Below are 25,525 nucleotides of genomic sequence, written 5' to 3'. Positions count from 1 at the left end.
CGAGAACCGGCCGGATGTCGGGCCGGGTCAGCCGGCGGCCTTGGGGAAGCGGAGGATGCGGTCGTCGGTCCCGGCGGGGCTGCCCCGGCCGTCGCGGTTGCTCGTCGTCACCCAGAGCCAGCCGTCCGGGCCCAGCTCCACCGTGCGCAGCCGCCCGTAGGCGCCCTGGAGCACCGCCGTGGGCGTGCCGGACGAGCCGCCCTTGCCGTCGAGGGGGACCGTCCACAGGCGACGGCCGCCGAGGGCGGCGGTGTAGAGGGTGTCGCCCACGACGGCGGTGCCGCTGGGCGAGGCCTCCCTCGTCCGCCAGGTGGCGATGGGATCGATGTAGTTCGACCCGCCGCCGGTGCCCTCGACGTTCGGCCAGCCGTAGTTGCCGCCGGGCGTGATGTGGTTGACCTCGTCCCAGGTGTCCTGGCCGAACTCGCTGGCGTACATCCCGCCGGCGCCCCACGCGAACCCCTGCACGTTGCGGTGCCCGAGCGAATAGACGACCGAGTTCGGGGCGGGGTTGCCGGGGGCGGGCTTGCCCTCCGGCGTCATCCGCAGGATCTTCCCGTTCGGGCTGGACGCGTTCTGCGCGTTGGGCTTCGTCCCGGCGTCACCGGTGCTCGCGTACAGGAACCCGTCGGGGCCGAAGTGGATCCGGCCGCCGTCGTGGAAGGAGTTCTTCGCGATGCCGGAGAACACCACTTCCTGCTGGGGCGAGGCGGCGAGCTTGAACCGGACGATCCGGTTGTCGGTCGAGGAGGTGTAGTAGGCGTAGACGTAGCCGTCCTTCGCGTAGTCGGGCGAGACCGCGAGGCCGAGCAGGCCGCCCTCGCCCGTGGACGCGACGCCCGACAGCTTCGCCACCTCGGTCGGCGTCGTCGAGCCGGAGGTCACCTTGAGGATGCGGGCGGTCGTCCGCTCCGAGACCAGCGCGCTGCCGTCGGGCAGGAACGCGAGGCCCCACGGCACCGTGAGGTTCGTCGCGGCGGTCTGCGGCTTGGAGAAGTCGAACGCGGGATTGGCCCGCGCGGCTTTGTGGGGGGAGACCTGCGGCGTCGCCGACGCCGGCGCCGCGACCAGGGACGCGGCGGTGAAGACCGCGATCGGGAAGGCCATCGCGCGTGTTTTCCGGGGCATTTTCCACTCCATGTCGCTTGGTGCTGCCGGTTGCCCCCGGTTACGCCTCCGCAGTGGCGAAATGATCGGATCCAGATCACTCCGTATCGCCTTGTAACGTACCTGTCCCACTGTCCGCTGTGAAGGTTCGATTTTTCACCTTTAACAGCAAGGCCCCTCAAATGAATCAGAAACGACCGCGATGACCAGCGTCATCAACCGTGCCTTGGTGGCCCTTCATCAAGATCAACTCTTGGCCGCGCATTGCGCGCCTCCAATGCCGCCGAACACCGGTGGGGCAGTGGTCAGCGGGTGGACGGGCCGGTCGAGTCGAGGCTCATGACGGCCGCGTGCAGGGACGTCCGGACGTCCGCCGATTCGAGGCTGACGCCGAGGACGCGCTCGATGGCGGCGAGCCGCTGGTACAGGCTCTGGCGCGACAGGTGCGCGGCGGCGGCCGCCTCGGACTTGTTGCCGCCGTGCGCGACGTAGGCGCGCAGCGTCTCCAGCAGGTTCGTGCCGTGCCGGTTGTCGTGGTCGAGCAGCGGGCCGAGGGTGCGCTCGACGAACGCCTGCAACCGGGGGTCGTCGCCGAGGATGTAGAGCAGGCCGCGCAGCTGGATGTCGGGGAGTTCGTAGTAGGGGCGGTGGTGCCCGGTCCCCGGCGGCGGGGCCGCGTCGGCGACCTGGTGGGCCTCGGCGAACGAGCGCCGGACCTCGGCCAGGTCGCGGGCCGTCGTCCCGGCCGCGACCGTCGCGGGGCGGCCGAGCCGCTCGTGCACGCCCCGCGCGAACCGGTCCAGCACCCCGGGGCGCCCCGCCGGGCCCGGCAGCGCCAGCAGCGCCCCGACGCGCCGCCCGTCGAGCGCCCCGACCAGCGCCCGCGCCCCGGCGGCGCGGGCCGCCGCCGCGACGGGCTCGGCGGCCAGCGGCCCGGCCGCGAGCGGGCCGACCGGCTCGTCCGGCCCGTGCTCGGGCTCGACGATGACCGCGACCAGCGCGCTCTGGTCGATCGGGACGCCGAGCGCGGCGGTGCGCGCCGCGATGTCCTGCGGTGAGGCGTAGCGGCCGTCGATGATGTCCGACAGCGTCGAGCGGTGCGCCTGCCGCTCCAGGCTCTCCCGGTTGCGCTCCAGCAGCCGGTTCAGGGTGAGCGCCGTCGCGCCGCGCTCCAGCACCAGCAGTTGGATCTGGGACGGCTCGCCGGACGGCAGCAGCACCAGCCGCCCCCACGCCTCGCCGCGCGCCTCGACGTCGGTGACCGCCCAGCGCTCGTCGCCGCAGACCGCCGTACGGCCGTCGGCGCGGGCCATCCGGGAGCGGGCCTCCCAGTTGCGCAGCAGGTCGTCCACCGGCATGTCGGCCGCCGCGTGCGCGACGACGCGGTGCATGAGGTCCTCGAAGATCACCGGGCAGCCGGCCAGGTCCGCGACCTCGGCGACGATCTCCGCCGGGGACGCGCCCCGGACGCACAGCGCCGTGAACCGCTCGTGCGCCCGCTCGGACGCGCGCAGCACCTCGAACTGCTGCTCGACGATCCAGGTGTGGATCGCCTCGGTGATCCGGACGAAGCGCACCTCGCGGTGCAGCGCGACCAGGGGCAGGTTGCCGCGTTCCATCGCCTGGACGAGCGGCGGCGGCAACCGCCGGAACCGGCGCCCGAGCTCCACCACCAGCCCGGCGGCGCCCGCCTCGACCAGCCCGGCGGCGTAGCGGCGCAGCTCGTCGTCGCCGTCGGGCAGCCCGATGCCGGTGGACAGGATCAGCTCGCCGCCGAGCAGCAGCCCGGCGATGTCGGGGATCTCGCCGACGTGCACCCACCGGACCCGCCGGTCCAGGTGCTCGCCCCCGGCGAGGACCTCGGGCCGCCCGACCCGCAGCGCGGGCAGCTCCAGCGCCTCGGCGACGGTCGGCAGCGCCACCCGGACGAGCGGGCCGTCGCCCTCGTCACCCATCCGTGCTCCCTCCGCCTGCCTGCGATCTCCGAAGAACCTGGTCAGGTCCATTGTCGGTGAACAAAGTGTCAGCGGAGAACACCGAGCGTGGGCAGTCTGTTCGTTGTCCCGGCGGCCCCCGGTGCGCACACTCGGTGTCACCGCCGGGGACACCCCGCGCGGGCGCCGAACCGCCACCCGCCACCGACGAGCCGCGGAGCCCGCCGACCGCGCGGATCCTCACCGCCGTGCGGGGTGTCTGGTTGCACGCCGGGCGGTGGGCGCGGTACGGCTGGTATCCGACCTTCGTGCCCGTCGTGTCGCCCGCCCCGGCGGCCGGCCCTCCACCGGCGCGGGCCGTCGCCGCCGGCCGCCCGCCGACTTCCACCCGTTTTTAGGGAGTGCCATGTCGATGACCGCCATCAGCGCGCCGGGGATCCCCGCCTTCACCTCGCTCGACGCGGCGGGTCCCGTATGAGCCGGGCGGAGGGCGCCCGCCACCCGCTGCGCCTCGTGCGGGCGAGCCGCGTCATCACCATGGACGGCGCGTCCGACTCCAGGGGCGGCGTCGACGCGTTCGTGACCCTGGGCGAGCGCGTCATCGCGGTGGGCGACGTCCGCGACCTGCGCGACCGGTTCCCGGAGGCCGAGACGGTCGACCTGGGCGGCGGCGTGGTCGTGCCCGGGTTCAACGACGCGCACGCCCACCCGTCGCTGCTGGCCGACGGCGGCCTCTACGTGGACCTCGCGCCCGCGGTGACGCGCAGCGCCGAGGACGTGCGGCGGGCGCTGGCCGAGCGCGCCGCACGCACGCCGGACGGCGGGTGGGTCGTCGGCCACAACTTCGACGTCTCCCGCACCGAGGACGGCGGCGCGGTCGACCGCGCCCTCCTGGACCGGGTCTCCGCCCGCCACCCCGTGCTGATCATCCACTACTCCTACCACGGCGCGGTCGCCAACTCCGCCGCGCTCGCCGCCGCCGGATACGACGAGCACACCCCCGACCCCGTGGGCGGCGAGCTGGTCCGCGACGGCGGGCGGCTGACCGGCGTCGTCTGGGAGCGGGCCTGGATGGAGGGGTTCCTCGGGCACGGCTCGCGGCCGCCGCTCGTCCCCGCCCCGACGCTGGAGGCGCGGGTCGGGTCGCTGCGGCGGGTGATCGGGGAGATGAACGCGGCGGGCATCACCTCGATCTGCGACGCGATGGTCCACCCGCACGACTGGAAGCTGTACCAGACCGCCCGCGACCAGGGCGTGCTCACCGCCCGCGTCGGCATGCTGCTCTGGTACGAGTTCTTCGACCCGGCCCCGGGCCCGGCCACCGGTTTCGGCGACGAGTGGCTGCGGTTCACCGGCGTGAAGATGATGAGCGACGGCGCGGTCTCCGGCGGCACCTGCCTGTGCTCGCGCCCCTACCGGGGCGCCCGGGGCGAGCCGACCGGCGGCATCCAGGTCATGCCGGACGAGGAGATCACCGACGTGGTCCACCGGGTGCACGCGGCGGGCGCCAGGCTCGCCGTCCACGCCAACGGCGACCTCGCCATCGCCAAGGTGCTGGACGCGATGGAACGCGCCACCGCCGCGACGCCGCCGCGTCCCGGCCAGACGCACCGCATCGAGCACTGCTCGGTGGTGGACGGGCGGCTCGTGCGGCGCATCCGGGACCTCGGCGTGATCCCCGTCCCCTTCGGCGCGTTCGTCCGCTACCACGGGCGCAACCTGCTCGACCACTACGGCCCCGAGCGCGCGGCGCGGATCAGCCCGCACCGCACGTTCCGGGAGGCGGGGATCACCGTGGCGGGCTCGTCCGACCACCCGTGCGGCCCGCCCGAGCCGCTGTACGCGCTCCAGTCGCTGACGACCCGCCGCAGCCTGGACGGCACCGTCCTCGGCGAGGAGGAGCGGCTGACCCCCTACGAGGCGCTGGAGGTCTACACGGCCGGGTCGGCCGCCGCGTCCGGCGAGGAGCATGTCAAGGGCCGTATCGCGCCCGGCTATCTGGCCGACTTCACCGTGCTCGCCGAGGACCCGCTGCGCGCCGACCCCGAGCGCTTGGCCGAGGTGCCCGTGACGGGCACGTGGGTCGGCGGCCGTCCGGTCTGGGGCGGCTGACCCGTTCGGTCCGGCGCGCACGGCGGACCGGGGGCACGGGCCGTCCGTCCGGCGTCCAGCTCATCGTCCGCACCACGGTGAACGCGGCCTTCTTTCCTCGCCGCCCTGGCGACCCGGGGAAACTGAGTTCGCGATAATCGCCTGCATTAGCGGCCGATCCGGCAATTGGGGTGTCGATCGGCAACAATCGCTGCTATCTGTTAATCAGCGTCACTTTCTGGCGGCTTCCGGGGACGAGGGCGATGGCGGCAGGCGGTTCGGCGGGCGAGCGGGGGCGGCGGGCGCGCGAGCAGGCGCTGGAGTTGGCGCGGCGCTCGCGCGAGGCGTACGCGGTGGCGGCGCGGTGGGAGGCCGGTGCCGAGGCCGAGCGGGTGGTCGCGGCCTCGCTCGTCAGCCTGACCGCCGTCGGCTGGCGGTTACTGGTGGACCGGCACTGGCCCGGCACCCGCGCCGCGAACATCGACATGATCCTCATCGGGCCGGGCGGCGTGTTCGTCATCGACGTCAAGCGCTGGCGCGAGCCCCCGGCCGTCGCCGACGACCACCTGACCACCGGGGGAGAGAACCGGGACGGCGAGGTCGCCAAGCTGCTGGCGATGACGCGGACGGCCGACGAGCAGGTCGCCTCGCTCGGGATGTCGCCGGTCGCGCTGCGCCCGCTGATGGTGTTCGCGGGGCACCGCATCGACGCGCGCCTCGGCCGGGTGCGCTTGCTGGGCCATCCCGATCTCGTCCACGCGCTGGTCGCCGAGCCGAAACGGCTGACCCCGGCCCTCGTGGGCATTGTCGGCGACCATCTGGCCCAGGCGTTCCCGGCCTACGATTCCGCCGCGCTCAAGGAGGACGCCGCCGCCGCGCCCGCCGCGCCCGTGGAAATCGACGGCGGCGCCCTTTTCCAGACCGAGGACGTCGAGAAGGCGGCGATGGAATCGCTGCTGCACGCGCCGATCGAGCAGTGGATGACCTTTCTCGACCCCGACCAGGTGGGCCTCGCGCGCCGCGACTGGAGCGGCCCGGCGCGCATCACCGGCCCGGCCGGAACGGGGAAGACCGTCGTCGGGCTGCACCGCGCCGCCCATCTCGCCGGACGCTCTTCAGGCCGCATCCTCTACGTCACGTTCGTCAACAATCTGCCGCGCGTACAGAAGAACCTCTTCGCCCGGATGGCCTCCACGTTCCTCGACCGCGTCGAATTCCGCAGCCTGCACGGTTGGGCGTCGGCGTTCCTCGCCGAACGCGGCGCCGGCCTGACGTTGAACCCGCCGCGCGCCGACGACGCGTTCTCGCGCGCCTGGTTGACGGTCGGTCGCGACAGCGCGCTCGCCGAGATCGACCCGAGCCCCGGCTACTGGCGCGAGGAGATCGACCACGTCATCAAGGGGCGCGGGCTGACCTCCCTGGAGGAGTACCGCACGGTCGCCCGGCACGGGCGGCGCACCGCGCTCCAGCCCGCGCACCGCGAGGCCGCCTGGCTGCTCTACGAGGAATACGAGATGCTGCGCGAAGCGCGCGGCGTCGGCGACTTCAACGACGTGCTGCTCGCGGCCCTGGAGGAACTGCGCGAAAGGCCCGCCGACCCGCCCTATTCCGCCGTGATCGTGGACGAGGTGCAGGATCTCACGCTCATCGGCGTCCGGCTGCTGCACGCCCTTTCCGGCGACGGCCCGAACGGCCTGCTGCTCATCGGCGACGGGCAGCAGGCGGTCTATCCGGGCGGATTCCGGCTCGCGGACGCCGGGATCGCCGTGAAGGGCCGGGGCGCCGTCCTGCGCACCAACTACCGCAACGCCGCGCGCATTCTCGAAGCGGCGATGGAGGTCGTCTCCGACGACCCCTTCGACGACCTGGACGGCCCCAACCCGAACGGCCGCCGCGCCGTCGATCTCACCTATCACGAGGGCGAGGTGCTCCGGGTCGACGCGGCCGGCGCGGAGGAGCACGACCGCCGCCTCGTCGAGGCGATCAGGGCGCTTCCCGAGCGCGACGGGGGCGGCGCCACCGCGCTCGCGGACTCGGTCGTGCTGTGCCGCTCGCGCCGCGAGATCGAGCAGTACCACCGCCTGTTCGCCCGCGAGGGGATCCCCGTCCTGCGCCTGGAGAGCTACGACGGGCGCCCGGTCGAGGCGATCAAACTCGGCACCTACCGCCGCGCCAAGGGCCTGGAATTCAAGAACGTCTTCCTGCCGCACCACGACCACGACCTTTCGCCCGGTCTGGAAAAGGGCGCGGGCGCCGCCGAGGGGGAACGCGCGGAACTGGCCCGGCGGCAGTTGTTCGTCGCGATGACCCGGGCCCGCGACCTGCTCTGGCTCGGTTCCGCCGACAAGATCCACGAACCCGGGCGAACGGCGGACAACACGGAGCTATAGTGCACGGCGATAGGGGTTGGCCGAAACAGCGGTTCCCGGTAACCCGCGAGCGAGAGGCAGGATTCCCGACATGTCGGACGCCCCGCAGGGACGACGCCCCGACCAGCAAGAACGGCTCGACCAGACCGATCTCCAGACCGACCGGCCGCATTCGGCGCGCGTCTACGACTACATCATGGGCGGCAAGGACAACTTCGTCGCCGACCGGGAGACCGCCGCGACCGTCCTGGCCGACTGGCCGGGCCTGCGTACCTCGATGCTCGCCAACCGCGCGTGCATGCACCGCATGGCCCGCCACCTCGCCGACCTGGGGGTACGGCAGTTCATCGACGTCGGCACCGGCATCCCGTCCTCGCCGAACCTGCACGAGGTGGTGCAGGAGGCGGCACCCGACGCGCGCGTCGTCTACGTCGACAACGACCCGATCGTCCTGGCCCATGCCCGGGCCCTGCTGGTCGGCTCACCCGAGGGCCGGACCGCCTACATCCAGGCCGACATGCGCTCGCCTGGAACGCTCCTGGAGGACCCGGCGCTCGCCGCGACCCTCGACCTGTCCCGCCCGGTCGCGCTCACGCTGATCGCCGTCCTCCAGTTCGTGGAGGACGCGCAGTCGCTGGTGGAGGCGCTCGTCGAGCCGCTCCCGTCCGGCAGCTACCTCGCGCTCACCATCCCCACCGGCGACCTCGCGCCCGAGTCCGCGCACCTCGCCGGCGAGTACACCCGCCGGGGCATCCCCATGTACCTGCGCGACCGCGCGCAGGTGGAACGGCTGATCACCGGGCTGGAACCGCTGGAACCGGGTGTCGTCCCGATGCCGCGCTGGCACCCCGCCCCGGGCGAGGAGATCCTCCCCGACACCGCCACCAACATGTACGCCGTCGCCGCCCGCAAGCCGTAGCCGATGTGCGCCCGGGGCGCTTCCGGGCATGAAGGCATCGCGGTCACTGGAACAGCCGAAACGCGGGAGAGCTCCGACATGCGCGGCAACGGCATCACCCCCTCGCAGATCCCCGGGCCGTCCACGGAGGGCGACGGCGCGCAGGCCATCCTCGACGCGGGCGGGCTGCACACCTACCAGCTCGGCCTGCACGCCGAGTACGGGCCGGTGGTGCGCTTCCCCCTGCCCGGCGCGGGCCTGGCGGTCTCGATCGCCGACCCGGTGCTGCTGGAGGCCACCGCCAAGATCAACAAACGGCCGGAGAAGCTGTTCGAGTTCCTCGCCCCGCTCCAGGAGTCGGGCAACCTCCAGACGCTCCCGGCCGACGAGCACGGCCCGTGGCGCCGGGTGATGCTGTCGGTGCTGGCCGGACGCCCCTCCCACGAGGCCCACTTCGCGCACTTCACCGCGCTCGCGACCGACCTGGCCGACGCCTGGCAGGCCCGCGCCGCCTCCGGGCCTGCTTCCGGTGGGGGGACGACCCCCCACACCCCCCGGAACGGCCCTGCTTCCGGTGGGGGGACGACCCCCCACACCCCCCGGAACTGCACCGTGACCTCCCAGAAGGACCTGAGCGAACTCTCCCTGCGCATGATCTGCCGGTACGCGCTGGGCAGCGGCCTGACCCCCGAGGAGTCCGCCCGGGTCGTCGCCGCGTTCGAGGCCGTCCTCACCGAGCACCTGGGCCGCCTCTACCAGCCCGACGCCCCCGACACCTCGGACGAAGCGGAGGAGGGCCTCGCCTACCTGCGCGCCACCGTCGACCGGGTCCTCGCGGCCCACCGCGAGAGCACCGGGCGCAGCGACATGATCGCCGCGCTGGCCGAGTCGGGCGCGTCCCCCGCGCGGATCCGCGACTCGGTGCTGATGGCCATGCTCGCCGCCCACCACACCACCGGCGTCGCGATCTCCTGGGTGCTGTACACGCTGTCCCAGCACCCGGACGCGGCCGCGCGCGTCGCCGCCGAACTCGACGAGGTCCTCGGGGACCGCGCCGCCCCCGACTACGCCGACCTGAGGAGGCTGACGTACCTGGACAGGGTCCTCAGGGAGACGATGCGCCTCTACCCGCCGGGCCCCTACGGCGCCCGCGAGGCCACCGAGGACATCACGGTCGGCGACTACGAGATCCCGGCCGGGACGACCATCTTCTACCCCTTCTGGGCCGTTCACATGAACCCCCGCTACTGGCCCGACCCGCACGTCTTCGACCCCGACCGGTTCACCCCGGAGGCGTCGGCGGGCCGCCCCCGGCTCGCCTACATCCCGTTCGGGATCGGCCCCCGTAGCTGCGAGGGCGCCGCGCTCGCGATGGTCGAGGCGGAACTCGTCCTCGCCGTCCTGCTGAAGCGTTTCGAGTTCCGCCTCACCCCAGGCCGGCCGGTGACCCCCACAGAACGCTTCGTCCTGTGGGCGGCCAACGACATCCACCTGGACATCACCCTCCGCGAATGACCCCGAGGAACGGTGCCCTCGCGCTTATCGGCTGAAGCCGGCCGGGCGGACCCCACCGCCGGTGCGGGCGCCGTCCTGGTGCCCGAAGAGGGACGGGCCGCCCGCCGCTCCGGCCGGTTCCGTTGTTCCCGGTCCCCCGTCCGAGGGACCCGGGTGTTTCCGGAGTACACACTGCCGGAAGCGTCGTCGCCGTTTCTTCGTCACCCCGCGAAGAACGCGCGGGCGGTCCCTGTGAGACCTCACAGGGCGTCGGGACGCGTCCGCATGAGGCCAGGGGCGCGGGTCATCCGCGCGGCCACGGCACGCGAACAAGGGGGGTGACGGCGCGTTCGCGCCGCAGGGGGGAAGCGCCATGGGGGACCTGTTCAAGCTGCTGGAAAGCCGGATCGGCGCCAACGCCCGGCGCTCGGTGGAGGTCTACGCGCGCGAGGTGCCCGAGTTCTGCGCCGTGGCCGCCGCGGGGCCGCAGCGGGACGCGCTGGTCGAGTTCGCGGTGCTGCTGCGGCGCCGGACCGTCGAGCTGGCCGCCGACGAGCGGCCCCTCGGCGGCGACGACCTGGCGCGCATCGTCGCCGCCGGACGCGAGCGCGCCCTGGCGGGCATGTCGCTGGCGTCCCATGACCACGTCCTCGGCCTGCACTCCGCCCTGGCGGTGCAGGAGCTGCACGAGGCGGCCGGGCCGGGGGAGGCGGACGCGCTCATGCGGCTCCTCGGCTGGCTCGGCCCCCAGGGCACGGCGGCCAAGGACGCCTACACCCACGGGTTCCTGGACGGGCAGGGCAACGTCCTGACGTTCACCCACCGCGTCCAGCAGCTCGCCACGGCCCTGCTGGGCGGCGACCCCGTCGCCGCCGGGCTGGCCGAGGTCCTCGGCATGACGCTCGCCCCCCGCTACACGGTGACGGTCGTCCGGATCGCCGAACGCGGCGCCCCGCCGCCCGCCGGGGAGCGCGAGCGGATCGTCGGCGCCCTCACCGCCGAGCGCCCGGTGCCGCTGCGGTGGCGCGAGCCGCTGGAACTCGTCGCGCTCGTGCCCGGCGACAGCGCCCAGGCGCGCGTCCGGCGGCGCGCCCTCGACCTCGCCCGCGCGGTGGCGTCCGCGGTCGGCCGGCCCTGCGCCGTCGGGGCGTCGAGCGCGAACCGGCACGCGCTGCCCGACGCGCTGGCCATGGCCCGGCGGATCAGCGCGGCCGCGCCGCTGCGCGCCGTCCCGCGCGAGGTCAGCACGCTGCAGGACGTCTTCGTCGAGCTGGGCGCGGGCCGGTTGCCCGAGGTCGAGCGCTGGCTGCGCCAGGTGGCCCAGCAGCTCGCCCGCGGACCCGACCTGGTCGCCACCCTGGACGCCTACTACCGGCACGACATGAACCGGCTGGCCACCGCGTCCCACCTGCACATCCACCCCCGCACCGTCGACTACCGGCTGCACCGGGCCCGCGAGCTGACCGGCATCGCGCCCGCCACCGCGCACGGCGTGCGCGTGCTGACCGCCGCGGTGGCGCGCGTCCTCGCCGTCAGCGCGTGATGGCCTCGATGATCCGGGGCCGCAGCTCGGCGGCGCCGATCACGGCGTCGACCGAGCCGACCTCGACCGCGCGCCGGATGTCGTGGATGCGGTCGAACTCGGCGGCCACCTCGTTGAGCTTCTCCGTCCGCACCGACGAGCGCAGCTCGTCCAGCTCGGCGGTCAGCGACGCCCGGTCGGCGCCCGAGGCGGCCGTCACGCGGGCCTCCAGGTCGCGGACGCGGGGGTCGGCGGCCGTGCGGGCGTTGACCTCACCGGCGAACACCGCCGCGGCGGCGGGCGCGCCGCCGAGCACGGACGCGAACGAGCCCTCCAGCGCGAGCACCGTCATGTTCGGGTTCAGCGCCTTGGAGAACACCACGAACGCGCCGCCGTGGTACCGCGAGATCACGCAGAACACGATGGGCCCGCGGAAGTTCACGATCGCGCGGCCGATCTCGGCGCCGTACTCCAGCTGGAGCTTGCGCATCGACTCCGGCGACCCGTCGAAGCCCGACAGGTTCGCCAGCACCACCAGCGGACGGTTCCCGCTGGCCGCGTTGATCGCGCGGGCGGCCTTCTTCGACGACTGCGGGAACAGCGTGCCCGCCGTGTAGCTGTCGGGGCCGTTGGTGGGCGGGAACCCGCGCCGGGGCACCGCCTGCGACTCGATGCCGAGCAGGCACGCGGGCCGCCCGCCGAGGTGGACGTCCTGGACGACCGCCGTCTCGGCGTCGGCCATGCCCGCCCAGCGCTCCAGCACCGGGTGGTCCTGGTCCGACAGCGCCCGCATGACGGTCCGGATGTCGAACGGCTTCTTGCGGTCCGGGTTGGCCTCGGCGGAGAAGATCTCCCCGACCGTGGCGAAGTCGCTGCCCGCCACCGTGTGCGGGAAGGACGACACGTCCCGGTCGACCGGGTCGGTCGTGCTCGCCCGGCGCGGCCCGTCCTCGCCCGGCGCGACGTAGGTGTGGTCGTAGTGCGCCATCAGCACGTCGCGCGCGGCGGCCAGGTTCGGCGCCCAGTACTGCGCCTGCCCGTTCGGGCCCATCACCCGGTCGTAGCCGCCGATGCCGAAGTTGTCCTCGGCCGACACGCCGCCGGAGAAGTCGAGCGCCTGCTTGCCGGTCAGCACCATCGCCGAGTCCGGCGTCATCACGAGGATGCCCTTGGTGTGCATGAGCATCGTCGCCTCGGCGTTCCAGTACGGCTGGGCGCCGACGTTGATGCCCGCGACGACGATGTTGATCTCGCCGCCGTCCTGGGTGAACTCGACGATCCGCTTGAGCGCGGCGGCGACCCAGTCCATGTTCTCGGTGCCCGACTCCATCGAGACCCGGGCGCCCGACGACAGCGCGTACCACTCCAGCGGCACCCGCATCCGCTCCGCGAGGTCCAGCGCGGCGATCACGCGGCGGCACTCCGGCTCCGACAGCGCGCCGAGCGACTTGGTCGGGTCGCCGAGCAGCACGACCCGGCTGACGCCCTGCGGGTGCAGCGCGGTCCGCGTGGTGACGACGCCCGCGACCATCGCGGCGGTGTTGCGCCCCTTCGGGCGGTCGACCGGCACCAGCGCGTGCGCGTCGTCGAGGTCGTGCTCGACGAAGTCGCCGAGCAGGCCCGTCAGCTCGTAGGGGTAGACGGTGCCCCGGCTGCTCGCGCGCAGCACCTTCTGCCGGTAGCCGTCGATCGGCTCGACCGGCGCGTCGGACGGCTCGCCGATGTGCAGTTCGCTGCGCCCGGCCGCGTCGAAGGTGGCCCGGACGGCGATCTTGCGCAGCGCGCCGGTCGCCTCGTCGCGGCGCCGGGCGATGAACAGCATCTCCTCCAGGCCCGCGCCCGCCGCCGTCGGCAGTACGCGGCCGGCGATCATCTCCAGCTCGGCGCGGGTCATGGGGCTCGGCGGCCAGACGTAGATCACGATCCGGTTGGTGGGGAACAGCTTCTTGGACGGCCGCCGCGACCGCGCCCGGCGGATCGAGTCCAGGCACGCGGCGATCGTGTCCTCCGCGGTCGGCAGCGCGACCAGCCTGCCGTCCAGGTCGCGCAGCTCGGTCAGGTCGCGGACCTGCGCGAACGCCACCAGCCTGTCATCGGAGGGGTTGCCCCGCGCCACCGCCCGGAAGAGGTAGACCTCCTCGTCGGAGGACGGCAGCCGGGTCAGGTCGAACTCGCTCAGCCGCTCCAGTTGCATCCGGTGCGCGATGTAGGGGTGCAGGCCGCGGATCAGCCGCTCCTCGGCCATCCCGCCCCCGGACGGCCGGAACGTGAAGTGGTGGTGCATGACCGCGCCGCCGGAGCCCGCGACGGTCGCGGTCACCCGCCGGACCCGCTCGGGCAGCGGGTGGGCGTCGATGACCTCCTGGAGCGCCTCGGCCATCGCGCCGAAGTCCTCCGGCTGCCGCTCCCAGGCGAGGTAGATGTCGGCGTCGAGGTCGTCCTCGCCGCGCGCCAGCTCGGCGAGGCCGTCCAGCGCGCCGCCCAGCGCCTCGAAGCCCACCGCCGCCGACACCACCGACGAGCCCGCGCGCTCGGCGACGACGAACGTGCAGCCCGCGGCCTCGCGGGTGCGGACGCCGGTGATCCCCTTGTTGCCGTAGTAGCGGCGGGTCAGCACCTCCAGCAGGATCGAGTTGTCCCGCCCGTCGCGGCCGAGCCGCTGGCCGAGCAGCCGCACGAGCGGCTCGGTGCTGCGGACCATCTCGGCGATGCGCTCGCCGCGCTCCGGCGCGTCCGGGTTGGCGTCCAGGTGCCGCAGGTGCTTGCGGACCTCCGCGTAGACGCGGGCGCGGTTGCGGCGCAGCAGCGGCTGCGCGAACCAGGCGAACACCACGCCGCGCGCGAGGTCGCACACGGCGGGGAAGCGCACCTGCGTCGCCGCGACCAGCCGCTCCAGCGCGAGGCCCACGTCCTCGCGCAGCGTCAGGTCGGGCGGCGGCTCCCGCAGCCACGTCCGCAGCAGCGCCAGGATCACCGCGGTGTCGGCGGCCGCGCGCTGCTGGGACAGGAAGATCCGGAAGACCGCCGCGTCCAGCTCGGGCGAGCGCTCCAGCTCGGTGACGCCGTAGTGGCCGAGGGCCTTGGCGAGCTTGGCCTGGAACGCCTCGGGCAGCCCGGCCCGCTCGACGTCCAGGCTCTGGAGGTAGGTGTGGAAGTACTCGCGGGCGCTGTGGACGTGGCCGCCGTCGGTGCCGTCGCCCTGCTCGGGGCGGTCGCGGCTCAGCTCGGCGAGGTCGGCGAACACCTCGACCAGGCGCAGCTCACCGGCGAGCGGCTGGTGGCCCTCCCGCTCGGCCGCCTGCCGCGCGCCCAGGTAGTCGTCCAGGACGCGGCGCTCGTCATGCGGGTCGACGTCGAAGCCCAGCAGCAGGCTGCGCAGGTCCTCCTGGCCGCGGACGGCGCGGGTCCGCGCCGGGACCGCGCCGGGCGCGGCGGGCAGGTCCAGCTCGACGGCGTCGCCGTCCGCGGGGCCCTCCTCCCGCGCGCCGTCGGCGAGCGGCTCCAGCCGCAGCAGCGGCGCGCCGGTCTCCACCTGGCTCCCGACGGACACGACGCATTCCTTCAGCCGCGCCCGGAACGGCGCCCGCAGCACCGTCTCCATCTTCATGCTCTCCAGCACCAGCACCGGCGCGCCCGCCTCGACCTCGTCGCCCGCCTTCAGCGGGGTCGCGACGACCAGCGCGGGCGCGGGGGAGCGGACGACGCCGCCCTCGTCCCGGCTGACGCGGTGCGCCACGCCGTCCACCTCGACGAGGTGGATCGGCCCGTGCGTGCCGGTGAGCAGCCGGTACCGGACGCCGTTGACGGCGATCTGCCCGGTGTGCCTGCTGAAGCGGTCGAGCTCGACGTCGGCGGTGCGGACGTCCTCGCCCACCTCGAAGCCGACCCGGAACCGGTGCGCGCCGACCCGCGCGACCCGCAGCCGGTAGCCGACGCCGCGCAGCTTGAGGTCCAGCGGGCGGCCGCTCTCGTGCCGCGCCTGCGGGCGCCCGCCGAACGCCGTGGACAGCAGCCGCTGCCGCTCGGCGCGCTCCTCCTCCTCGTAGGCCTCGATGGCGGCGGCGGCCAGCGCGACCGCCGAGTGGCGGTGCGAGACCAGCCCGCCCTCGCCGCGCACCCGGTCGATCCAGCCGGTGTCGGCGCTGCCGTCGATCACCTCGGGCCGGTCGAGCAGGTCCAGCACGAAGCTCTTGTTCGTCGCGCCGCCCTCGATGATCACGGTGGTCTCGGTCATCGCGCGGCGCAGCCGGCCGAGCGCCTCGTCCCGGTCGCGGCCGTAGGCGATGATCTTGGCGATCATCGAGTCGAAGTCGGCGGGGATCGTGTCGCCCTCGCGGACCCCGGTGTCGACCCGGACGCCGGGCCCGGCGGGCAGGTCGAGCCGCGCGATCCGGCCGGGGGAGGGGGCGAAGTCGCGGTCGGGGTCCTCGGCGTTCAGCCGCGCCTCGACGGCGTGCCCGCGCTCGACCGGCGGCGCGCCGTCGAGCCGTCCGCCGGAGGCCACGTGCAGTTGGGCCTTGACCAGGTCGAACCCGGTGGTGGACTCGGTGATCGGGTGCTCGACCTGGAGCCGGGTGTTGACCTCCAGGAACGCGAACAGCCGCTCGCCCGGGTGGTAGAGGAACTCCACGGTCGCCGCGCCCCGGTAGCCGACCTTGAGGGCCAGCCGCTCGGCGGAGGACTTCAGCTCGGCCGCCTGCTCGGCGCTCAGCACCGGCGAGGCCGACTCCTCGATGACCTTCTGGTTGCGCCGCTGCACGGAGCAGTCGCGGACGCCGAGCGCCCACGCCGTGCCCTGCCCGTCGGCGATCACCTGCACCTCGACGTGCCGCGCGCCGGTGACCAGGCGCTCCAGGAACACGATGCCGCTGCCGAAGGCCCGCGCGGCCTCCTGGCCGGTGCGCTCGTAGGCGTCCTCCAGCTCGGCCGGGTTCGTGACGACGCGGATGCCGCGCCCGCCGCCGCCCGCCGTCGCCTTCAGCATCAGCGGGTAGCCGATCTCCGCCGCCGACGCCAGGGCGTCCTCCAGCGTCTCGACGGCCCCCCGGCTCCACGGCGCGACCGGGACCCCGACCTCCTCGGCGATCAGCTTCGCGCCGATCTTGTCGCCGAGCTTGCGCATGGCCTCCGGGCTCGGGCCGACGAAGGTCACCCCGACGCGCTCGCACAGCTCCGCGAACGCCGGGTCCTCCGCGACGAAGCCCCAGCCGACCCACGCCGCGTCCGCGCCGGTCTCCACCAGCGCGCGCTCCAGCACCTTCAGGTCGAGATACGGGCGCGCGGACGCGGGGCCGAGATCGTAGGACCGGTCGGCCTCCCGCACGAACGCCGCCGCGCGGTCGACGTCGGTGTGCAGGGCGACGGTCTCGATCCGGGTCCCGGTCTCCGCGGCGAGGTCCCGCACGGCGTGGATGAGCCGCATCGCGGCCTCACCACGGTTGACGATGGCGACACGACTGAACACCGTCCGAACCCTCCTCTGGACCACCGATGTGCGCGCCGTGGACATGGTCGGCCCCCGGCCATGCTCACCCTTCCGCCTCCGGGGCGGCAGCGCCATGCCGCTGACAGGGCAGGCTGGGCGCCCCCAATTTGTGGGAAACATCCAAAAGCCGCCGCCCACCTGCGCACCCCCCGAGCATGCACGGCCCTGGCAGTGGCAGGCTTGTCCCCACCTAAAGCCCCGGCTCTGACCAGGCGAAACGCTCGCTTGACAAGGGGTTTCGGAGGTTCGGGCAAGGTGGGCCAAGGGTGGCCGCCGCGCACGGCGCCCGCCCGCCGGAGCCCTGTGCGCACGAACCGTCGCGGACCGTGCCCGGCGTGCGCCCGCCGCGTTCCGCGCCGCCGGGACCCCGGGCGGCGCGCGCACTCCGACGCTGGCGGGCGGAAGTTTTTCGCGCCGGTGGGCATAACCGCTGAGCTATCCCCTTGAATGGTCGAACAGGGCCCATCCGCGCTATCGGAAATGCCGCCTCAGCTTGCCCTTGTGCAAACGTTGCCGATTGCCGCCGGGACGCTGGTCAGGTATCAACGAATTTGGGATGCCGCAGGCTGGTCCGGTCGCTGAACTGCGCTGGTCTATTACGCTGCGAATCGGCGGCGCCGGATCGGCACTTGCCCGCTATTCGGAGCGGCGGCTATCGTATAGCAAATCCGATAGGAAGATTTCCTGTCGGACGAAAGCAATGCCCCGCCCCCCGCTCCCCGCTCCCCGCCATGGACGCGGCCGCCGACGAGAGTCGCGGCCCCACCGTCCAGGACCACATGGCCCCGCAACGCCATGCCCGACCGCCCACCCCTAGCCCGGGCGGTCGCGACGAAAGCTCGCCTCCAGGGCCCGGAGGCGGCCTTCGTCTCCTGACGAACCCGCCATCGCGGGGTCGCGTACCCGCCCTGCTCCGGTCCCGAGAGCAGGGCTGGGGGTCGTCGGCGGCATGACGCCGATTGGAGAAACTGCCATGCGCAAGCTGATGCAAGCGACGCTGGGCGCGTGCGCCCTCGCCCTTGCGATGGGTGGCGCGACCGCCGCGAACGCGGCCCAGCCCCCCGCCCCCAGCGGTCCCGCGCCCATCATCGGCGGGCACAACGCGACCGAGACCTACCCCTGGATGGTGGCGCTCAGCAACGGCTGCGGCGGCAGCCTCGTCGCGCCCCAGTGGATCGTGACGGCGAACCACTGCGGCTCCGCGTCCTCGGGCCGGATCGGCTCGAACAGCAAGAACTCCGGCGGCGAGGTCCGCTCGATCGACCGGCGGACCACCCGCTCGGGCACCGACCTCACGCTGATGCACCTGTCCACGCCCGCGACGGGCACGCCGGTGAAGATGGCGCAGAGCCAGCCCGCCGCGAACACCCCCGTCCGGCTGCTGGGCTTCGGCTGCATGAGCTGGCCGAGCTGCCGCAACGCCACGACGCTCCAGGAGATCGACCTCACGATCCTGCCGAGCAGCAGCTGCGCGGCCGGCGGCGGCACCGCCAACGACGTCTGCGTCTCGGGCGACCGCGGCCACTCGGCCTGCCACGGCGACTCCGGCGGCCCGGCGGTCACCGGCACCCGCGGCGACTGGACGCTCGTCGGCGAGACCCACGGCCCGGGCGACAACCGCGGCGAGTGCGCGACCAGCACCCTCTACACCGGCATCGCGCCCTACCTGTCCTGGATCAACCAGCAGATCGGCCGCTGACCCAGGCTCCCCTCACCCGTAGGAGTTCCGATGTCCTTCCGCAAGATCATGATGACGCTCGCCGTCACCCTCGGCCTCGCGATGCTGCTGCCGGCGCTGGTCGTCGACACCGCGTCCGCCGCGGCCCCGGCGGCCGTCCGCACGATCTACTACGACGCCAGCGCGTCGCAGGAGTTCAAGGCCGCCGTGGACGAGGGCGCAGAGGCGTGGAACGTGGCCGTGCCCACGATCAAGCTCGTCGCCGCCACCGGCGGCCAGGCGACCATCCGGATCTACGCCGACAACGGCTGGCCCCGCACGATCTCCAACGGCTTCGGCCGGGGCACGATCTACATGGGCCGCCAGGCCGTCCAGGACGGCTTCTACCCGCCGCGGATCGCCGCGCACGAGCTCGGCCACGCGCTCGGCCTGCCCGACAACCGCAACGGCCGCTGTGACTACCTGATGTCCGGCCACAGCTCGCCGACCTCGTGCAAGGTCACCGCCCCGCACGCGACCGAGGCCGCCACGGTCCGCCGCAACGCGGGCGGCGGCTGGGTCACCACCCTCACCAGGCAGCACGCCTACGCGGACTGCTACACCTTCTAGTCCGCCGGACCCCGCACCGCGGGCACGAGCCAAGCCGTGCCCGCGGTGCGGCCCGTCCGCGCTCAGGCGGCGGGCTGCTCCATCGCGTGGTCCAGGTGGGTGATGACCGCGGGCACGTCGTGGCTCTCGGTGGCGCGGATCAGCTCCAGCGCCGGACGGACGAGGCCGCCGGGCCGCGCGATCAGCCGGGCCAGCACGGCCGCGCGCACGTCCATGCGCTCGATCGTCGCCTCGCGCCCGGCGTCGTCCTGGCCCGCGAGCAGGACGGCGTTGTGCCACGCCTCCTCGCGCGACCGCCGGATGCTGAAGTCCAGGATCTGCTCGTCACCGCGCCCGCCGACCTGGTCCAGGAGCCACAGCAGCGGTGAGACGTCGCCGACCGCCGCCTGCACCGCCAGCACGACGCGCGCCAGGATGTCGTTGATCAGCAGGAAGTCGCGGCGCAGCGCCTGGATCTCCGCCCCCGGGCTCGTGCGCGCGGCGGCGACGGCCAGGTCGAGGCCGATGTGCGCGTTCACGCCGAGGATCAGGTGCGCGACGATGACCGTGTCGCCGTCGGGCAGCAGGCCGAACGTCTCGCGCCAGCAGCGGGGCCCGCTCCGGTCGCGCCGCCAGGCGGCGTGGGCCTCGAAGTAGCGGTTGCCGAAATGGGTGTCGAAGCGGTCCATGCGCGGGCCGTCGTCGAACCGCCCCTCGTGGATCGCCCGGCGGACCTCGACGGTCACCTGCCGGTACAGCGCGGCGAAGTACCCGACCCGGTCGCCGGTCTGGACGGCCCTCGCGACGATCTCGGCGAGTCCGGCGATGACGTCGTCGATGTTCTCCGCGGCCATGTGCCACCTCCTCAGAAAGGCGTCGACAAGAGCGTCAATTGACTCCCGGCGGGCGGGAGCCGAAGAACCATCCGCCCTCTTTCATGCGATCGCGAATGGGCGCGAATTCGAGGACCTTGGCCCTGTCGTCTTTCGACAGCGAGTTGTTGAAGGCGCCGAGGAAGACGACGTAGCCGATGGCGACGGCGATGAGGACCGCGATTCCCGGGCCGGTCAGGCCGGCCGCGAGGGCGCCGATGCCGAGGGCGGCGCCCCCGGCCGCCGTCCCGAAGGCGGAGCCGTGGATCCTCACCCGCCGCCTCCCGTGCCCCGACCGGCAGGACGCGCAGCGCGGCACGTTCACCGTGAACACCTGCCACGCGACGCGGCCCACCTGGTGCTGGATGTCGCCGCTGAGCTTCAGTTCGAGGAAGCTCCCCTCGTCCGACGGCTGCTCCTCGCAGAACAGGCAGGTTCCGCGGGCGAGGTTGCCCTTGGCGATGTCGAGGTTGCCGGAGAGGTGCTCGCGCACGGCGGTCGTGGCGGCGACGGGGAGGGCGCGTTCGAGCACCCGGACGGCGGGCGGCCAGTCGTCGGTCGCGTTGGCGTAGGGGATGACGCAGCCGAGCACGCGGTTCGCGACGTCGTCGCGGGCGCCGCGCAGGACCGGGCCGTCCTGCGGATGGGCGAGCGCCAGGACGTCCAGCAGCGGCGCCGCCTGGTCGAGGAGGCGTTCGGCGGCCTCGGCGCCCCGGGCCGGGTCGGCGTCGGCGGTGTGCTCCGCGTGCTCCCCGATCGTCCGGAGCCGGGCCGCGCCGGGCTCCACCGCGCGGCGCAGCGCCTCGGTGACGTCGAGCCGGTCGAACCCCGAGCCCGTCATGGCGGCGACCTGGGCCTCGGCCTCGGCGCGGCGGCCGTCCCGGAGCGCGGTCACCGCGAGGCGCGCGTTGATGGTCAGCAGGGCCTCGGGGAGGTCGTCGCGGATCCGGGCGGCGGTGCCGGGGCCCAGGCGCGGGTCCGCGAGGTCGCGGGCGCGGGCCTCCAGCAGCGGCCAGAACTCCTCGTCGTGGACGACCCGCAGCCACGCCGCGAACGCCTCCGGCCAGGGCGCGGCGCCGGAGTCGTCGAGCGCGCGGGCGTGGGCGAGGACGGCCAGGTTGTGCCTGCCCGCGGGGGACGCGGCGTCCGTCCAGACGCGCTCGGCCTCGCCCAGGTCGCCGCGCCGCACCGCCGCGACCGCCTGGTCGGGACGCCCCGGCTGGAGCGGCCAGAACCAGAACAGCTCGTCGAGCAGGCGCCGGGCCGGGTCGCGCAGCCGCTGCGCCGCCTGCCGGGCCTCGGCGGCGTCGGGAGCCGCGCCGAACAGGGCGCTCCCGGCTGCGCTCTCGGATGCGCTCCCGGATGCGGACTCGGCCCCGAAGCGGCTCGCGACCCGCAGCTTCTCCGCGTGCCGCCGGATGTCGCGGGCGCTCGCGTGCACCCCTAACCCGGTGACGCGGAACGCGTTCTCGCGGTACAGGTCGGGGCCCAACTCGTCCAGGAGGGGGCCGATCACGTCCTCGGTCATGGTGCTCACTCCTGACCGGCCGGGGAGATCCGCAGGCCGACGGTCCGGTTCCGGGCGGGGGAGCGGTCGCCGCCGAGGGCGGACGCGGCGCCGAGGCTCGACACCGTGAACCTGCCGGTCGGTATCCCCGCGCGGTCATGGAGGAGTTCGCGGACGACCATCGCCCGCAGCGTGCCGAGCTCGGTGTTGGTAGCGTACCCGCGGCCGGGCGGCACCGGACGGTCGTCCGTGTGCCCGATCACGGCCACCGAGATCCGCGTCGCGTAGGGACGCAGCCGCGCACCGAGCGCGGACAGGACCGCGCGCCCGTCCCGCGACAGGCGCACCCCGTCCTGGAACAGGCCCTGCCTGAAGCTGACGGAGATCTCCCCCTGGCGGCGCCGCGCGACCGCGCCCGGCACCCCGAGGTCCATCCCGGCCGGCACGTCCGGCGCGGGCGCCGGAGCGGCCGGAACCGTCCGCACCACCACCGGCGCGGGCCTGTCGCCCTCCTCCCCGGCACCCGCGACGACGAGGACGGCGACCGCAGGCGCCACCACCGCCACGGCCGCCGCGTAAGGCCAGGCCGGACGGGTCGACCGGCGGGCGCGGGCCTTGGCGACGCGGCGGCGGCACTCGGCGATCTCCGGGCTGCCCGGGGCGAGGTGCTCGGCCTCGTCCCAGGCCGCGTCCGCCTCGTCCAGCCGCCCCTGCTGGGCGTGGACGCGGGCGAGCAGGTCCAGCAGCGGGACGCTCGGGTCGGCGTCGCGCCCCGCGTCCGTCAAGATCGCCTCGGCCTCGGCGTAGCGGCCGTGCCGGGCCAGCGTGCGGGCCTGCGCCAGCGCCAGCTCGCGGGCCGCGAGCGGCAGCGCCGCCCGATCGGCCCCGTCAGCCCTGTCGGCCCCGTCGGCCATCAGACCCTCCTCACCGTGCTCAGCAGGTCGAGGCCCGCGCGGTCGTCGGGCAGCAGGTCGGCGAGGACGCGGTTGATGTCGCGCAGCGTCCCGGCGTCGCCCTTGGCCGCCGCGCGGCGCCCCGCCGCGATGAGGTCGCGGGCCTCGTCCGGGTCGCGCATGTCCGACCGGTGGGCGCACAGGTTCTCGAAGATGATGAACGGCAGGTCGCCCGACTCGTCCAGCACCCGCATCGCCAGCGTGCGCAGGTCCTCGATCCGCTGCCGCAGCAGCGGCGCGTCCCGCGCGGCGCGCGCGGCCTGCACCGACGACTCGGCGATCGACAGCGACCGCCGGTGGTCGCCGTTGCCCTTCTCCCGGACGACGTCCTGCACGACGGCCAGCAGCTCCTGCGACTCCCTGACCAGCTCGGGCCATTCGAGCGCGTCCTCGATGTCGTCGACCGCCGCCCGCAGGACGAGGATCAGCTTGCCGCCCTCGATCGCCTCGGTGGTGTCGCCCCGCGCCGCCTCCACCTTCGACTCCACGTCCCGGACGAGCCGGTCCCGGTCGATCCGCAGCAGCAGCTCCGTCGCCCGCGCGTCGCCGATCTCCGTCAGCCGCCGCCGCACGGTCTCCAGCCGGTGCTTCTCGGCCTTGGAGTCGCGGACCAGGTCCTCGTGCTTCGGGACGGTCTCGGTCCGCATGTTGATGACGTGCTCGAACTCCTCGTCCAGCAGCGGGACGTAGGCGCGCGCGACGACCAGGCGCGACTCGTCCACCACGATGGTGAAGTCGACCGCGCTGCCCTCCGGCACGTCCCGCCGCACCTGGTTCGGCTCGACCACCAGGCGGCCGATGCGCAGGTTGCGGTCGGCGCGGTCGTGCTCGCCCTCCATGACGGGGATGCGGATCATCCCCTCCCCGGTGCCCCGGTTCACGGCGACCGTCGTGCGCATCTCGACGTTCCGCCGCGCCGGAAGCGGGGTGTTGCGCGGGAGCAGCGGAAGGAACTCGTTGCCGTCCAGCCCGACCCCGAGCGTCTGCTGGAGCAGCGGCTGCGTCTCGACCGCGCCGACCGTGTAGTCGAGCCGGTCCGGGCTCACCCCCAGGGCGGTGCCGGACGCGTCGGTCAGCTCGATGCCGAAGGTGTTCCGGCGCCCCCGCTCCGCCCAGAGCGTGGCGGTGAAGGTGCCCTCGTCCGACAGCGGGATCCGGCCGCTGCGCCAGGCGGGCCTCGCCTCGGCGTTCACGAACTCGACCGCGAGCCCCGCCGCCTCCGGCCCGGTCACCCTCCCGCCGACGAACGGCTCGGTCTCCGGCCCGGTCGGGCTGTACTCCAGCTCGACCGAGTAGGCGCCCGGGTCCGGCTTCGCCAGGGACGGCCGGACCTCCAGCCGCTTGGACCCGGCGAAGATCGCCGCGCCCTTGGCGACCACGGTGAGCGGGTCCTGGCTCTGGTCGATCGCGATCCCGAGCCCCTCCCGCGGGTCGGCGATGCGTTCGCGCAGGTACGGCGACAGCGTGGTCCCGCCGACCAGCAGCACCTTCTCGACGTCGCCGGGCCCGAGCCCGCTCTCCTTCAGGGCCCGGCGGCACAGGTCCACCGACCGCGCGATGTAGGGTTCGGCGATCCGCTCGATGTCCCCGCGCCGCAGGTCGAAGTCGAACTCGAAGCGCTGCTCCCGCGCGTCCACCAGCACGACGTCGATGTCGACCGACTCCCGCCGCGACAGCTGGATCTTGGCGGCCTCGGCGGCGAGCTTGAGCGTGTTGACGGCGGCGGGCCAGCGCGGGTTCCCCCGGGTGAAGTCGGCGAAGCCGTACCGCTGCACCACCGCCGGGATCAGCAGCGTCTCGACGATCTTCCAGTCGATGAGCTTGCCGCCGAGCAGGTTGTCGCCCCGGTGGTTGACGACGTTGAACTCGCCGTCGCGCATGTTGACCACGGCCGCGTCGAAGGTCCCGCCGCCGAAGTCGTAGACCAGCCAGAAGGCGTTCTCCACCTCCGCCTGGAACCCGTAGGCGAGCGCCGCCGCCGTCGGCTCCTGGAGCAGCGGGGCCTGCGCCAGCCCCGCCAGCTCGGCGGCCCGCTTCGTCGCCTCGCACGCGCTCAGCTCGAACGCGGCCGGGACGGTGATGACGGCGGCGGCCACCTCGTCCCCGACGCTCTCCACGTCGCGCTTGAGGGATTTGAGGACCTCGGCGGAGAGCTCCTCGGGCTCCATGGACCGCCCCGCGTCCCGGAAGACCTTGGGCCGGCCGGTCGTCCCCATCCGGAGCTTGAACTCGACGCAGGTGTTCTCCGGGTCCTGCTCGCTGCGCTCCTTCGCCTCGCGCCCGACATAGAGCCGGTTCCGCTGGTCGACCCGCACCGCCGACGGCGTCGTCTCGCTGCCGTCGACGTTCTTGAACACCTTGGCGTCCACGCCGCCGAGCACGGCGATCGCGCTGTTGGTCGTGCCGAGGTCGATCCCGAAGTCGATCGTGGTCCTGGTCATGGACGCTGCTCCCTCGCTCCCTCGCGCGGCGGCATCTGGTCGGCGGAGTCCGGGGTGCCCACGATGACCTCGGCCATCTGGATCCGCCGGTCACCGAAGTAGACACTCGGCCGGATGGTCTCGATCACCCGTTCGCGCTCCAGCCCCGGCGTGGGCTGGAACGCGACGACGCTGATGCTCAGCCCCGAGTCGAAGGGCTCGCCGAGGTGATCCTTGATCTCGACCCCGGCCTGGACGAGCGTGTCCCACGCCTTCTCGACCTGCCGGGTGGTGGAGCGCATCGCCTCGGGCAGGCTCGCGGTCCGGACGTGGAGCCGCCACACCGACGTCGCCACGTCCGCGAGCGACCGTCCCGCCAGCCCGGGGACCTGGTCGGGCACGGGCGGAGGCGGCTCGGCGTCGGCCGCCGCGGGCGGCGGCTCGGCGGAGGCGGTCAGGTCGGCGAAGGCGGCCAGGATGTCGTCCGGCCACTGCGCCCGGTGGATCCGGAACTCCCGGGGCCACCGCCACTGGCGCAGCGCCGCCCCGGCCTCCCCGGCCCGTCGTCCCCTCACGACCGGACGGTTCGGTCGGCGCGGGCGCTGGA

The 25,525-nt window shown here is 73.9% G+C and carries 15 protein-coding genes; 7 read left to right on the top strand and 8 right to left on the bottom strand.

Features of this window, described 5'->3' with window-relative positions:
- Positions 1–27: 27 nt before the first annotated feature.
- Together KLI87_RS12615 and KLI87_RS12610 are read right to left on the bottom strand one after the other, a co-directional pair.
- Positions 28–1,128 (bottom strand): sorbosone dehydrogenase family protein, encoded by a 1,101-nt coding sequence (locus tag KLI87_RS12615; RefSeq protein ID WP_214617080.1) that lies wholly within the window; start codon positions 1,126–1,128, stop codon positions 28–30.
- A 284-nt stretch (positions 1,129–1,412) separates the two neighbouring features.
- Entirely contained in the window at positions 1,413–3,062 is a 1,650-nt protein-coding gene (locus tag KLI87_RS12610; RefSeq protein WP_214617079.1) for a PucR family transcriptional regulator ligand-binding domain-containing protein, read from the bottom strand.
- A gap of 453 nt (positions 3,063–3,515) precedes the next feature.
- On the opposite strand from KLI87_RS12610, the gene KLI87_RS12605 reads away from it, so the two are divergent.
- The 5 genes from KLI87_RS12605 (at position 3,516) to KLI87_RS12585 (ending at position 11,436) form a co-directional block, all read left to right on the top strand.
- Positions 3,516–5,153, top strand: coding sequence for an amidohydrolase (locus tag KLI87_RS12605; RefSeq protein ID WP_214617078.1), 1,638 nt, complete (start codon positions 3,516–3,518; stop codon positions 5,151–5,153).
- Positions 5,154–5,395: 242 nt separating this feature from the next.
- Positions 5,396–7,522, top strand: a complete 2,127-nt coding sequence (locus KLI87_RS12600) for a nuclease-related domain-containing DEAD/DEAH box helicase (protein WP_214617077.1) — start codon at positions 5,396–5,398, stop codon at positions 7,520–7,522.
- A gap of 70 nt (positions 7,523–7,592) precedes the next feature.
- A complete protein-coding gene (locus tag KLI87_RS12595; RefSeq protein ID WP_214617076.1) occupies positions 7,593–8,420 on the top strand; it encodes an SAM-dependent methyltransferase in 828 nt (275 codons plus the stop codon).
- A gap of 78 nt (positions 8,421–8,498) precedes the next feature.
- The gene (locus tag KLI87_RS12590; RefSeq protein ID WP_214617075.1) at positions 8,499–9,914 is read left to right on the top strand and encodes a cytochrome P450; all 1,416 of its coding nucleotides are present in this window, start codon (positions 8,499–8,501) and stop codon (positions 9,912–9,914) included.
- A gap of 352 nt (positions 9,915–10,266) precedes the next feature.
- Positions 10,267–11,436, top strand: a complete 1,170-nt coding sequence (locus KLI87_RS12585) for a CdaR family transcriptional regulator (protein WP_214617074.1) — start codon at positions 10,267–10,269, stop codon at positions 11,434–11,436.
- Here KLI87_RS12585 and KLI87_RS12580 read toward each other — a convergent pair.
- Entirely contained in the window at positions 11,426–16,879 is a 5,454-nt protein-coding gene (locus KLI87_RS12580) for a carboxyl transferase domain-containing protein (RefSeq protein WP_214617073.1), read from the bottom strand. The genes KLI87_RS12585 and KLI87_RS12580 overlap by 11 nt on opposite strands.
- Before the next feature lie 994 nt (positions 16,880–17,873).
- Between KLI87_RS12580 and KLI87_RS12575 the strand changes: the two genes are divergently transcribed.
- Both KLI87_RS12575 and KLI87_RS12570 read left to right on the top strand, forming a co-directional pair.
- On the top strand, positions 17,874–18,599 hold the full coding sequence (locus KLI87_RS12575; RefSeq protein WP_156217682.1) for a trypsin-like serine protease: 726 nt from the start codon (positions 17,874–17,876) through the stop codon (positions 18,597–18,599).
- A 30-nt stretch (positions 18,600–18,629) separates the two neighbouring features.
- A complete protein-coding gene (locus KLI87_RS12570) occupies positions 18,630–19,187 on the top strand; it encodes a snapalysin family zinc-dependent metalloprotease (protein ID WP_156217683.1) in 558 nt (185 codons plus the stop codon).
- A 62-nt stretch (positions 19,188–19,249) separates the two neighbouring features.
- Here the strand turns inward: KLI87_RS12570 and KLI87_RS12565 are convergent, their stop codons facing one another.
- From KLI87_RS12565 to KLI87_RS12545, 5 genes are read right to left on the bottom strand one after another with little or no spacing between them, the layout of a single operon-like run.
- On the bottom strand, positions 19,250–20,020 hold the full coding sequence (locus tag KLI87_RS12565; RefSeq protein ID WP_156217684.1) for a DUF5995 family protein: 771 nt from the start codon (positions 20,018–20,020) through the stop codon (positions 19,250–19,252).
- A gap of 34 nt (positions 20,021–20,054) precedes the next feature.
- Positions 20,055–21,566: a hypothetical protein gene (locus tag KLI87_RS12560; RefSeq protein ID WP_214617072.1), complete on the bottom strand. Its 1,512-nt coding sequence runs from the start codon at positions 21,564–21,566 to the stop codon at positions 20,055–20,057.
- Positions 21,567–21,571: 5 nt separating this feature from the next.
- Positions 21,572–22,459 (bottom strand): OmpA family protein, encoded by an 888-nt coding sequence (locus KLI87_RS12555; protein WP_214617071.1) that lies wholly within the window; start codon positions 22,457–22,459, stop codon positions 21,572–21,574.
- Positions 22,459–24,939: an Hsp70 family protein gene (locus KLI87_RS12550; protein ID WP_214617070.1), complete on the bottom strand. Its 2,481-nt coding sequence runs from the start codon at positions 24,937–24,939 to the stop codon at positions 22,459–22,461. Before KLI87_RS12550 ends, KLI87_RS12555 begins: the two co-directional genes overlap by 1 nt.
- Complete coding sequence (locus KLI87_RS12545) at positions 24,936–25,493, bottom strand: hypothetical protein (RefSeq protein WP_214617069.1); 558 nt, start codon at positions 25,491–25,493, stop codon at positions 24,936–24,938. The genes KLI87_RS12550 and KLI87_RS12545 overlap by 4 nt, the downstream gene beginning before the upstream one ends.
- Between the last annotated feature and the right edge of the window lie 32 nt (positions 25,494–25,525).

Origin of the sequence: Actinomadura sp. NEAU-AAG7 (genome assembly GCF_018603865.1) — a bacterium.
GTDB lineage: Bacteria > Actinomycetota > Actinomycetes > Streptosporangiales > Streptosporangiaceae > Spirillospora > Spirillospora litoris.
Note: the sequence above shows the minus strand (reverse complement) of the source record. Positions and strands in the feature narration are given on the sequence as shown.

Bases quoted from the DNA above. Each gene is read 5' to 3' on its own strand.
- KLI87_RS12615 (WP_214617080.1), bottom strand. From the start codon at position 1,128: ATGCCCCGGAAAACACGCGCGATGGCCTTCCCGATCGCGGTCTTCACC.
- KLI87_RS12610 (WP_214617079.1), bottom strand. From the start codon at position 3,062: ATGGGTGACGAGGGCGACGGCCCGCTCGTCCGGGTGGCGCTGCCGACC.
- KLI87_RS12605 (WP_214617078.1), top strand. From the start codon at position 3,516: ATGAGCCGGGCGGAGGGCGCCCGCCACCCGCTGCGCCTCGTGCGGGCG.
- KLI87_RS12600 (WP_214617077.1), top strand. From the start codon at position 5,396: ATGGCGGCAGGCGGTTCGGCGGGCGAGCGGGGGCGGCGGGCGCGCGAG.
- KLI87_RS12595 (WP_214617076.1), top strand. From the start codon at position 7,593: ATGTCGGACGCCCCGCAGGGACGACGCCCCGACCAGCAAGAACGGCTC.
- KLI87_RS12590 (WP_214617075.1), top strand. From the start codon at position 8,499: ATGCGCGGCAACGGCATCACCCCCTCGCAGATCCCCGGGCCGTCCACG.
- KLI87_RS12585 (WP_214617074.1), top strand. From the start codon at position 10,267: ATGGGGGACCTGTTCAAGCTGCTGGAAAGCCGGATCGGCGCCAACGCC.
- KLI87_RS12575 (WP_156217682.1), top strand. From the start codon at position 17,874: ATGCGCAAGCTGATGCAAGCGACGCTGGGCGCGTGCGCCCTCGCCCTT.
- KLI87_RS12570 (WP_156217683.1), top strand. From the start codon at position 18,630: ATGTCCTTCCGCAAGATCATGATGACGCTCGCCGTCACCCTCGGCCTC.
- KLI87_RS12565 (WP_156217684.1), bottom strand. From the start codon at position 20,020: ATGGCCGCGGAGAACATCGACGACGTCATCGCCGGACTCGCCGAGATC.
- KLI87_RS12560 (WP_214617072.1), bottom strand. From the start codon at position 21,566: ATGACCGAGGACGTGATCGGCCCCCTCCTGGACGAGTTGGGCCCCGAC.
- KLI87_RS12555 (WP_214617071.1), bottom strand. From the start codon at position 22,459: ATGGCCGACGGGGCCGACAGGGCTGACGGGGCCGATCGGGCGGCGCTG.
- KLI87_RS12550 (WP_214617070.1), bottom strand. From the start codon at position 24,939: ATGACCAGGACCACGATCGACTTCGGGATCGACCTCGGCACGACCAAC.